Annotated in this window: 13 protein-coding genes; 6 read left to right on the forward strand and 7 right to left on the reverse strand. The window is 37.7% G+C overall.

Annotation, left to right across the window (positions count from 1 at the left end):
- Positions 1–248 precede the first annotated feature (248 nt).
- Entirely contained in the window at positions 249–2,879 is a 2,631-nt protein-coding gene (locus ACTQZM_RS01565; protein ID WP_441652684.1) for a glycoside hydrolase family 65 protein, read from the forward strand.
- 64 nt (positions 2,880–2,943) lie between these two features.
- A complete protein-coding gene (gene pgmB, locus ACTQZM_RS01570) occupies positions 2,944–3,594 on the forward strand; it encodes a beta-phosphoglucomutase (protein WP_026209935.1) in 651 nt (216 codons plus the stop codon).
- 298 nt (positions 3,595–3,892) lie between these two features.
- Here the strand turns inward: pgmB and ACTQZM_RS01575 are convergent, their stop codons facing one another.
- The 4 genes from ACTQZM_RS01575 to treR all read right to left on the reverse strand — a co-directional run bounded on the left by ACTQZM_RS01575 (position 3,893) and on the right by treR (position 6,792).
- Positions 3,893–4,495: a hypothetical protein gene (locus tag ACTQZM_RS01575; protein WP_113842814.1), complete on the reverse strand. Its 603-nt coding sequence runs from the start codon at positions 4,493–4,495 to the stop codon at positions 3,893–3,895.
- 312 nt (positions 4,496–4,807) lie between these two features.
- Positions 4,808–5,386, reverse strand: a complete 579-nt coding sequence (locus ACTQZM_RS01580) for a hypothetical protein (RefSeq protein ID WP_441652685.1) — start codon at positions 5,384–5,386, stop codon at positions 4,808–4,810.
- Between the two features lie 271 nt (positions 5,387–5,657).
- On the reverse strand, positions 5,658–6,029 hold the full coding sequence (locus ACTQZM_RS01585) for a hypothetical protein (protein ID WP_441652686.1): 372 nt from the start codon (positions 6,027–6,029) through the stop codon (positions 5,658–5,660).
- A gap of 40 nt (positions 6,030–6,069) precedes the next feature.
- Positions 6,070–6,792 carry a trehalose operon repressor gene (gene treR, locus ACTQZM_RS01590; RefSeq protein ID WP_113784691.1) on the reverse strand — a complete coding sequence of 241 codons (723 nt, stop codon included), beginning with the start codon at positions 6,790–6,792 and terminating at the stop codon, positions 6,070–6,072.
- A 203-nt stretch (positions 6,793–6,995) separates the two neighbouring features.
- On the opposite strand from treR, the gene ACTQZM_RS01595 reads away from it, so the two are divergent.
- A complete protein-coding gene (locus tag ACTQZM_RS01595; RefSeq protein ID WP_441652687.1) occupies positions 6,996–7,241 on the forward strand; it encodes a hypothetical protein in 246 nt (81 codons plus the stop codon).
- A 50-nt stretch (positions 7,242–7,291) separates the two neighbouring features.
- Here ACTQZM_RS01595 and ACTQZM_RS01600 read toward each other — a convergent pair whose 3' ends face one another.
- Positions 7,292–7,999 (reverse strand): HAD family hydrolase, encoded by a 708-nt coding sequence (locus tag ACTQZM_RS01600; RefSeq protein WP_441652688.1) that lies wholly within the window; start codon positions 7,997–7,999, stop codon positions 7,292–7,294.
- Positions 8,000–8,136: 137 nt separating this feature from the next.
- On the opposite strand from ACTQZM_RS01600, the gene ACTQZM_RS01605 reads away from it, so the two are divergent.
- Positions 8,137–8,706, forward strand: a complete 570-nt coding sequence (locus ACTQZM_RS01605) for a GNAT family N-acetyltransferase (RefSeq protein WP_441652689.1) — start codon at positions 8,137–8,139, stop codon at positions 8,704–8,706.
- A gap of 44 nt (positions 8,707–8,750) precedes the next feature.
- Here ACTQZM_RS01605 and ACTQZM_RS01610 read toward each other — a convergent pair whose 3' ends face one another.
- Positions 8,751–9,086, reverse strand: a complete 336-nt coding sequence (locus tag ACTQZM_RS01610) for a nucleotide pyrophosphohydrolase (RefSeq protein WP_287852484.1) — start codon at positions 9,084–9,086, stop codon at positions 8,751–8,753.
- 89 nt (positions 9,087–9,175) lie between these two features.
- Here ACTQZM_RS01610 and ACTQZM_RS01615 point away from each other — a divergent pair, with 89 nt between their 5' ends.
- Complete coding sequence (locus ACTQZM_RS01615; RefSeq protein WP_441652690.1) at positions 9,176–9,802, forward strand: YczE/YyaS/YitT family protein; 627 nt, start codon at positions 9,176–9,178, stop codon at positions 9,800–9,802.
- A 15-nt stretch (positions 9,803–9,817) separates the two neighbouring features.
- Here the strand turns inward: ACTQZM_RS01615 and ACTQZM_RS01620 are convergent, their stop codons facing one another.
- Positions 9,818–10,429: a hypothetical protein gene (locus ACTQZM_RS01620; RefSeq protein WP_441652691.1), complete on the reverse strand. Its 612-nt coding sequence runs from the start codon at positions 10,427–10,429 to the stop codon at positions 9,818–9,820.
- 322 nt (positions 10,430–10,751) lie between these two features.
- On the opposite strand from ACTQZM_RS01620, the gene ACTQZM_RS01625 reads away from it, so the two are divergent.
- On the forward strand, positions 10,752–11,297 hold the full coding sequence (locus ACTQZM_RS01625; protein WP_016250718.1) for a biotin transporter BioY: 546 nt from the start codon (positions 10,752–10,754) through the stop codon (positions 11,295–11,297).
- The last annotated feature ends 15 nt before the right edge of the window (positions 11,298–11,312 follow it).

Genomic DNA, 11,312 nt, shown 5'->3' on the forward strand with positions numbered 1-11,312 from the left:
TTCGGATGCTTTTTTATTTTGTCTTCCCCCAACTTGTATAGCCTACTTCATATAAAGTTTACAAGTATTTAACTGAACGAATATAGTTTTATCATTTGTAACATAAGCAAAGGTAACGGTTTCTAAAATTGATAAACTTTGAAGATTTTTACTTGTCTATCCAAGCAAAATCATTTATAATCATCTTGTATATACAGGAAGAAAAGTAGTTGAATCTACAAAAAGCACAATAAGCAGGAGGACCCTTTATGAAACTCGTAGCAATCTTAATGGATGGCCACAAAGCAACAATTACTCTACCAGACAACCAAGTCCACACCATTGATAACTTGGCAGAAAATCTAGATGCGTTAAAAACAATTCTAGATGCTGCTGACTTTGTAGGTGGTTATGTGACTGGTTGTGACGAATACTTAGTCCCTACTAACTTTGGAATTATGCCTGTCGCTCAATGGATTAGTGAAACTTATAATGTACCTTTTGTCTTTAGCGATGCACAAAACTTTGAAGCAACAGCAAAAGACAATCTTTTCCAACTTGCCTACTATGGATTCACACCAGGTAAAGACGAATACTCCATCGAATCCTTATTAACAGTGGGGAATGGTTTTATGGGCTTGCGTGGAACAACCCCTGAGATGGAAATTTCTGATGACACTTACCCAGCTACTTATTTAGCTAGTCTATATGATGCAGCTACTTCAAAAGTTAGCGGTCATGATGTGGTCAATGAAGATTTCGTAAATGCGCCAAATGCACAAAAAATGTATCTTATCATTGACGGACAAAAGGTAGCAATCACCAAAGAAAATGTTACTTATTTCAAACGTCAATTAAACTTAAAAACTGGATTATTTACAGCTAAAGCCATTCTATCTGTCGGTGACAAACAAATCGCATGTACGACTGAAAAAATTGCAAGCATGGAAAATGTCCATGAATACTATGTGCGTTACAGCTTTACACCATTAAACTTTAGCGGTGAAGTCACTTTTGTTAGCGAAATCGATGGCAGCGTCTATAACTATAACGTAGCAAGATATCGCAGCTTAAATCGCGAACACTTAGATGTCGTAAACACTCAAGCAAAAGCAAACAACGCGGTCTTAGTAGCTAAAACCAAACAATCACAAATCACCATCACACAAGCAACACAATTAACCAGTGAAGAAGATTTAACAAACTTAGTCAATGAAACAACGGAACAAAAAGTCTTCCAAAAACTAGTCCTTGCCGCTAACGAAGGACAAACTTATACCTTTACTAAAGCCGTGGCTGTCTATCAAGATCGTCCAGAAGAAGCAACAACAACCATTGATTTAGACGTATTAAGCTTTGATACTTTTGAAGAAGCTTACGAAAAATCTGCTCAAGCTTGGCAAAAACTATGGGATAAAGCTGCAATTACCATTCATGGCGATTATATGTCTCAACGCATGCTTAATCTTCATACTTTCCATATCTTGGCTTCAGCTAGTCCTAATGGAAATAAAGGGTTGGATGCTTCTGTGACTGCTCGTGGATTACATGGTGAAGCTTATCGTGGTCATATTTTCTGGGATGAATTATTCATTTTACCATTTTATATCGTGCACTTCCCTGAAACAGCGCGCGAATTATTAATGTATCGTTACCGTCGTCTAGCTGCGGCGAAAAAAGATGCCCAAAAAGAAGGCTACCAAGGTGCGATGTTCCCTTGGCAAGCAGGGCTATATGGCGATGAACAATCACAATTCTTACACTTGAACCCAATCAGTGGCGAATGGAAAGAAGACCACAGCCGTCGCCAACGTCACGTATCATTGGCAATCGCTTATAACGTATGGCAATATTTCAACAATACGCAAGACTTAGACTTTATGGAAAAATATGGTCTAGAATTAATGTTAGAAATCGCCCACTTCTGGGAAAGTATCTCTATTTGGGATGAAAGCTTAGATCGCTACTCCATTGAAGGTGTGATGGGACCAGATGAATTCCACGAATCTTATCCAAATGCTGAAAAAGGCGGCTTGAAGAACAACGCTTACACTAATATGATGGTTGTTTGGTTATTCGAACAAATCGCTAGCCTTCAAAAACAATTACCAGCTGAAATTTTTGCAAATGTTCAAGCAAAAACAGGGGTAAACGATGAATTAATTGCACATATGGGAGAAATCCGTCATCAACTAGCCCTTGAAATTGACCAAGACGGTATCATCGCTCAATACCAAGATTACTTCAAACTAGAAGAAGTCGATTGGGATCATTACCGTGAAAAATACGGCAACATTTACCGTATGGACCGCATCTTAAACGCTGAAGGCAAATCCGCTGATAGCTATAAAGTTGCAAAACAAGCGGATAGTTTGATGATTTACTATAACTTCTCTAAAGAAACGGTTGATAACATTTTGAAAGATTTGAACTACCAAGTGCCTGAAGATTATGTGAAACGTAACTTAGACTACTACTTAGCACGCACTTCACACGGTTCTACTTTATCACGTATCGTCCATGCCCAATTAGGTGCAATGATTGGTGAAAATGATCTTGCTTGGAAACTTTACCAAGAAGCGCTAAATTCTGATTACCGCGATATCCAAGGAGGAACCACTGCTGAAGGAATCCACGCTGGGGTAATGGCTGCGACTTTATTCATTCCATTGACAACTTTTGCTGGTATGGATATCCGTCTAAGCGAGCTACACTTCAATCCAAACTTACCAGCACAATGGGATGATATCGCCTTTAACATCACTATCCGCGGTATCGACTATCAAGTATTGGTAACGAAAAAAGACATTACTCTTACAGCCAATAAAGACAGCCAATGCTATGTAGGTTCTCAACTGGTGAAATTACCTAAAGGCCAAGCGGTTACTGTCAACTACTAAAAATTTACTCAGGTAGGTCTACTTACCTGAGTCTACTTTAAAAAATATAGAAAACGAGGGACAAATCATGAAAGGTTTTGTATTTGATTTAGATGGCGTGATTACTGACACTGCCAAATACCACTACGAAGCATGGAAAGCACTTGCTGATAAATTAGGCATTGAAATCGACTTAAAATTCAATGAACAATTAAAAGGAATTAGCCGCATGGATTCACTTGAACGTATCCTAGCTCACGGCAACCAACAAGATAAATATACACAAGAACAAAAAGAAGCTTTAGCCGCTGAAAAGAATGAAGCTTATGTACAATTATTACAAAACTTAACACCAGCGGACCTATTACCTGGTGTCAAAGCATTTTTATTAGAAGCGAAAGAAAAAAATATGCCATGTGCGATTGCCTCAGCTTCTAAAAATGCCCCATTCATCTTGGAAAAATTAGGGGTTATTGATTTATTTGACGCGATTGTCGATCCTGCTACTTTAACCAAAGGCAAACCAGATCCAGAAATCTTCGTGAAAGCCGCAGAAAGCATCGGCATCAAACCAGAAGAAGCGATTGGATTTGAAGACGCACAAGCTGGTATCGCAGGTATCAAAGCTTGTGGCATGTACGCAATCGGCATCCTAGCTGGCGAACCACTAGACCAAGCCGACCGCACCGTGCATACTTTAGATGAATTAAACATGGATGAATTAATCGCCTTATAATACAAAAAAAGAGAACTGTTCATTTGCGAGCAGTTCTTTTTTGGTTTAAATCAGCTAATTTTAGCCAACTTTAGGTCTTATACTTTGGAGCACGCACGAATCTATTTGATAATTTTTGTTGATTTTTAGCAAATAGAATGAATTGCTTGGTGCAGATGTAGACCAAGCAAAACGAAAAAATAAGGTATATGTCAATTATGATTTATGACGCGCCTTAGGATAATGAACGTTCATCGGCACGCAAAAAAGAGGTCTTTCCTATCATTCTAGGAAAAACCTCTTTTTTATTTATTCAATTTTAATACCAACCATGTGTTAACCAGAATTGTTGGGCATTTTCCCATGAGCCATAACGATTTGCAACATAGTTATCGGCCACACGTTCTTGGTTTGCTGGGGAATAATCGCCATTTAAGTAACTAGAATCTAATTGATAACGACCATAGTAGCGACCATTTTGTGCTGTATAGCTACCACCTGATTCTTTTTGGGCAATCCATTCTTTGGCACTTGAACTAGTTCCTGTATAAGTAGTCGTGCTTTGTGCTTGCGTATTTGTAGTATTTGTTGATGCAGCAGGTGCAGTTGTTTGACTTGTGGTATTAGTTGTCACATTTGCAACCTCTACTTCACCTAGCAAGATTTCATTTACTTTATCTTGTACTTTTTGTGGATCATATTTTTGTGCCTTTAGATAATCTACACGAGCTTTTCCAGTTGGAATCTTTGTCTTACCATCTTCTTCAAAACCATTGATAACTAATAAAGCTTTTTTCGTAATGGCTTCCTCTGAAGTTGTATCCTTTGTTTCATCGGCATGTGCATATAGTGGTGCATTGAAAAATAGCAAACCTGCTAAAACTGTTGTAAGGGAAATTAATTTTAAATTTTTTTGAATCATTTCATCTGTCCTTTCAAAATATTCTATGTTTGCTTATTCAAAAACTTTTCTGAATAGGCTCTGATTCATGAATACTATGATAGTACAAATTTTCATTTCATAGGTTAAGTAAATATTTTCGCCTGACTAAGTTTTCATGATAAGCATTACTTGAAATTATCTTTGATTACAGATGATTAAAGGATTTTACAAGTTGTAACAATCTGTGTCTGCAAAACACTTATTAGCTGAACGAAAACTCATTTAACGTAATAGATTCTCTGCAACAAAAAACCTTCCTACCATTTTCTAGGTAAGAAGGTTCCTATCCGCTTATCTACTGACCCTTAAATTTGAAAAAAGACGTCTTACTGTTTGTGACTCACTTAACCAAGAAACAAGCAAGCAAGATAATATTTTGTCAATGATGCCATCTGAAAAAGCTCCAGTATAAGATGAGAAGTAGCGACTAAGCCCACCTGCTCGCATGGTAAAAACCAAGGCATCGGTTAATGTTCTCGTCGTACCATTAAATCCATCGTACAATACTAAACGCACGGCAGCACTTACAAAAGAGCCGAAAAAGACAATCAATACTCCGGTTAATATCGCTCGTTTATAGCCAAAACCGCTTCTAGATGCCAAGTGTGCCACCAGAGCAATCGTCAAACTCACTAGACCAAAAGGAAGCGCTAGTGGACCATGAATCACCGCTAAGACAATATTAGTTCCAATCCCCGTTAGCAACCCATAACGCAACGGGAAATTCACTGCCACAAAAATCGTACCTATTGCATCTAAAAATAGCAATGGGATATGCGTATAAGTCACTACTGAACCTAAAATGACATTCATACCAATGGCCAATGCACAAAAAATCAGTATTTGCAATTGATTCTTTTCCTTATTCACTTTTTATTTCCTCACATAAAATTTTAGATAAACTCTCCCCAAAACGAATTTACCTGTCATTATTTTAGCACAACTATGTTATATTGGAAATATATTTGCTTTAAATTTGAACAATTTACAAGCTTTGTCTTATCAACATTTTCAGGAATAATTAAACCATTGAATACGAATACAAATTTTGTGCACAAACGTTATATAAGATTTGTTTTTATAGCATTTTTTCCATACAAAAACACCAATCCAAAAAGCTCAGATTGGTGCAAGTAACAAACTAAAATAACACTGGCAACATCATCAGGAAAATGGCAAGCATGAGGCCAAACCAAATATATTTGCCTAGGCGATGATAAGGATTAATGGTAAAGCCAATACCGATTGCTTTCGGTACAAAAAGAGGCGCATTCTCATCGAAAATTCCTTGATAGTAGTATTTGGCTAACTTATAGGCCATCACTAATATCACTTCGGTAAGTAACATCAAAGTGACCGTTACCACTTTCCCTAACCAAATGGGTGCATCAGCTGGTACAAGGGGCAATAATACCGTAATACCAATAAGCACGACTAATAGTCCCATCATCCAATACATGTAGGTTTTGACCTTCGCATCTTTCACATTTTGTTTCATTTTTTGTTCTGCCATCTTCATCCCTTCATTTCTTTCAAAACAGAACAGCAATTGCCTATTTTTGAGTCTTAGTCCGACGCGCAAAGTCCACAAAACGGAATTTGTCTAGGCGATGAATGGATTCGGTATATTCAAAACAACGCATATCGTATAGGTAAACCAAGCTTCGGACCGCAACCACATGACGATCATCTAGCGTTAAATTTAATAAATCACGAATTTCTTTTGAAGCTGTATCAACCGTAATTTCCTTTTGCGCATAGGAAATCTCCAGGCCTAAATCTTCTTCAAAATAACGATAAATCGACTCAGCCACCCGATCTTTCGGCAACGTTGGAATAATCGAAGCATCTAGATAATCAATATCAATAATGGAAGGCTCGCCATTAATTAAGCGGCGACGAACCAATTTCCACACCTCAGCAGCAACGGGCCAACCTGTCTTTTCACTTAAATCAGGAGAAACCGCAATTTTTTTAATCGAAATGACCTCGGTCTGACTCTCCATATTGAATTTATCTTGTAATTCTTTAAAACTCGTCAATCCTGAAATTGGAAAATCAAAGCGATGTAAGTCTAAAACAATCGAGCCTTTGCCTTGCTTTTTCTGAATATAGCCCGCATTACGCAAGAGACTCAACGCCTTTCGTACGGTTTCACGGGAGACATGATATTTTTCCATCATTTGACTTTCGCTAGGCAATAAAGTATTTGCTGGATAAACGCCATTTAAAATTTTTTGTTCTAAATCGGCAAAAATCTCTTTAAATTTATTCATTCTAATCCCTCAAAATTAATCTTTTTTAAAGTAATTTCTAATACTTATTATAATAAGGCAAATAACTGGTGTAAATAGACAAGTCTTGAAATTAAGTGTCTTTTAGGAAATTTTGTGTTAATGTAAATAAAAAGTTTCCCAAAAAATGCTAGCGTACTTGAAGTTTACTTTTGAACAATCTGAAAACCTACTATGGAAGGATGATGAACATGCGGATTCTCGTCTATAAAGATGGCGAACTAGATGGAATCGCCTATAAAGAAACCAACGAATATGTAAAAGCAAAAGAACATTCTTTTTTTGAACGTCTCACTAATATCCCTGTGAACTACCTGATTATCGAAAAGTTCATTCTATTTCGTGAACGCATTACCTCTTTAGACCAAATGAAATACGATGGTCGCGCATGTGGGGATATGTATCGCTTTGTTGTTGAACATGATAAATAAACAAAACAGTGTCTAACCAATTCTCATGTAGAAATGGTGGACACTGTTTTTTATATCCTTAATTCTTGTTGTAAAGCTGTTAATAGTTCAGCTAAATGGCTAACTTCTTGATACTTAAAAGTTTCATGATTGGCTGGCTTTTGGCGCTGGCGATGATTGAACCAATACACTGGCCAGTTTACCTGATTCGCCCCGACAACATCATTTTCAAACGAATCTCCAACATAGATGGCTTGATCCAACTGATGTGCTTTTTGGTAATATTCAAAAATTTCACGTTGAGGCTTCATTAAATCGACTTCTCCTGAGATTAACCAATTCTTTTCAGGAATATACTGAGCTAACTGAAGACTATGGAGTTTTTTCCGTTGCAAATCACCCGGTCCATTGGTAATCACCCCTAAAAAGATGCCTTGTTCTTGACACTTTTTAAAAAATGCCGCATAGCCCTCCAACAACGTTAAATGTCCCTGATAATACGCATAAGTATCCTGAAACGACATTGCCAAATCTTCCGTTACCTCATAACCAAAAGCTTTGGCCGCCTCGATAATACGGATTTTTTGCACTTCTTTTATATCGATTTGTCCTAACTGCTGCTTTTCAAACAAAGAATCACTGATTGCACGGCTCTTTAAATAAAATTGATTAACCGAAACCGTAGCCGCCATCTGTGGTAAATGCTTTTGATAAGCCTGATTAAACGGCTGCATTGGGTCATATAAAGTATCATCTAAATCAAAAATGATGGCTCGCACCTTCATCCCTCCTCGTAAATTATTTTAACATTATTACGATTAAATGAAAATGTAGTAGATATTCAGTTTCCAACTTGCTTTTAAAAATTACTTGTTATATGGTAGAGATAAATGTTATGAAAAAATAGGAGAAATTTATGATTCGCAAACTAACAAGAGAAGAGATTATTGATACGTATAACCAACACTTAGTCACTGATTTTCCAGAAGATGAAGTCAAGCCTTTAGCGATTATTTTGGATTTTTATGACCACCATCGCTATGAATGCTACGGACTATTTCAAGAAGATAAAATGCTTGCTTATGCCTATTTTGCGGACTTTAAGGCTGAAAATATCGACGCCTACTTGCTAGATTACTATGCTGTCGTTAAAACTGCGCGTAACCAAGGAATTGGCAGTCAATTACTCAATGAACTATTGCCAACTCTAGAAAAGCATCGTTGTATTTTAATTGAAATCGAATCACTCAATACCGCTAATAACCAAGAAGAAGCAACTCTGCGTAAACGTCGACGCGATTTCTATCTACGTAACCAAGTACAGCTTTCCCAAGTAGTAGCCCAAGCTTTTGACGTAGAATACCAAATTATGTACTATGCTAAAGAAGTATTAGAGGATGCCTTTATTCATCAACAAGTCCAATTGGTATATCAAGAATTATTCGCATCCTTTACACCACGTCCATTTGAAGTCTATCCAGTATAATCAAAAGTCCTGAATCGCAGTATACACAACGGTTCAGGACTTTTTTACAATTCAGTATATTTTTTATTCGAGCCACGTGCCTTTTCAATGGGATATTTCTGGGCATTTTTAGCTAATTTTTCTTCAATGATTTGCCCCACATCAAACTGCAAATTATCCGCCATCATTAGAGAATAGATTAAGACATCTGCTAGCTCTTCTTTTAAGCGTTCTTGCTTGGTTTGGACCACCTTCGTACTATCTTGCCATTGGAATAGCTCGAGTAATTCATTCGCCTCCAATGAAATCGAAATCGCTAAGTCTTTTTCATTATGATATTGCCGCCAATCACGCGCATCACGAAACTGATTGACTTTTGCAACTAATTCTTCTATTTCCATCAAATCACCTCGTCTTTTAGTCTACGCACATCGCTTTCAAATAATACAAATTTTGTTATAATGATAAAAAACAGAAAGGAAGTTAGACCATGAAAGCTGTCATAAAAAGTTCTCTCATTCTACCGGCTGTCTTTGTTTGTGGCTTAGGGGTTGCGCTTTTTGTCCGCGCAAATTTAGGATCAGATCCGGTCACTATGCTCGAAATCGCCTTAGCTCAAATCACTACTTTAAGTCTAGGTCAGGCAGCTTTATATTTTGAGGGATTCATCTTCCTACTCTTTTTCTTTCTCAATCGAAAACTGATTCATGTCGGTTCATTTCTTTTTTCTTTTGGTATCGGACCAGCCATTGATTTATCAGAAAAGTGGTTAACCTATTTTTTAGGCACACCACAAGGATTATCCTGGCAAATCTTTTATCTCATCAGTGGGACGTTTTTTATTTGTTGGTCGTTGGCTTTTTACATTCCGCTCAATTATGGCTACCAAACTTCCGATATTTTGACCTTATCAGTTAGCGAGTGGTTTCATTTAAGCTATGGATGGTCGCTTACACTCGTTTATGGTGCTTTATTTATCTTGGCGCTTTTACTAGGTGGCCCCTTAGGCATCGGTACTGTCATCGCCACATTTTCCTATGGGCCAATCATTGAATGGATGATGAAAACTTTTTCCTTCAATGCTGCTACCCTTTATCAAAAGCTAACCAAAAATTAAAACGCGCCGTCTCAGTTATTCTACAGGTACTAAATTTCCTTGACCTTGCGCATAAAGCACACCATCATGAATCGTGCCATTATCAACGGCGATATCATAAGCCATGTAAGGACTGCCCTCGACAAAGCCAATCACATGCCAATACGTCTTGCCATCGCTACCGACTAACACTTGATGCGTATCCTCAATATCAAAATGCATATTGCTAGGTGAAAGTCCCGTCCGATCATAGTAACTTTGCGCCACGGCAATTGCTTCTTGGGCAGTAAATTTTGGTGTAGCACTTGGCGTTGGCGTACTTGGCATTGCTTGATTATTTTGGTTGGAATCATTTTGGCCTTGATTGACAGTCGTTGTGCTCGAAGTCGTAGTCGTTTGATTATTAGTAGGCGTATCTACCGTTGACTGAGGTTGTGCTTCTTTTACGATATCTGGAGTAGTCTCACTCGTTTTCTTCGTCTTTGGCTTTTGATTCTTTTTGACTTTGCTAACATGCGTGGATGTCGGCGTTGTTTGCTCTGCCTTTTTTTCAGGAGAGGTCATCACAAACAGACCAATTACCGGTACAAGAATAATTAAAGCAATTAGCACACTCACAAGTCCGATAAACCGTTTATTTTTCTTCATTGTAACACCACTTCTCTGTCTTTTTTCCTATTATACCAAAAAGAAACAGGCAAGCAAACGTATCCCAAACATTAAATTTGTGAAAACTTTATTCAAACAGTCGTCCAATCTGTACTTCAAACACCAAATATAAATAACCAACACACTTCACAACTCAAAAACTTTAAGCGTAATCATTTGTTGAGAATATAATAAATAACTCCTATATACAGCAAACATAAATAACTTATATCACAAGCATAACTGTTGTAGTTCATTTGTGCTCTGTGCTATACTCAAAAACGATTAAACAACAAAATCATACAATTTAGGAGTGAATCAAATGAAAAGTCCAAATCGCACTTTTTATCTAGCTTTTTCTGCAATATTATTAGCCTTATTAATTATCTGCGCGCAAATCGTCTTGCCATTACCGATGATTCCTTTAACCTTGCAACCATTAGGCGTGGGTATGATTGGCACCTTATTACCTTTACCTTGGGCCGGGGCAACCATTTTAGCTTACTTAGCCTTAGGAGCACTAGGTTTACCAGTATTCGCTGGGGCTCATGGTGGAATCGCTGCCTTCTTAACGCCAAGTGGTGGCTACCTTCCATCCTTTTTCGTTTACGCTGTACTAGCCGCTCTTTTCTTGCGTAATCGTCAAAAAACTTGGATCAATATCTTTGTAGCCAATGTCTGTGCCGCGATGATTTATTTAGTGCTTGGTTCATTATGGCTATGCTTACCATTCATTGCTGGCATGAGCGTCAAAGCTGCCTTAATTGCCGGGACCTTACCGTTTGCTTTACCAGTTATTGGCGAAATTGCCGTTTATACCACCATTGCTACGGCTTTACACAAAGTCATGGCCAGACGTTTACGATAAACATACAAATGCCGA

This window comes from Enterococcus cecorum (genome assembly GCF_052119425.1).
GTDB classification, from domain to species: domain Bacteria; phylum Bacillota; class Bacilli; order Lactobacillales; family Enterococcaceae; genus Enterococcus_E; species Enterococcus_E cecorum_C.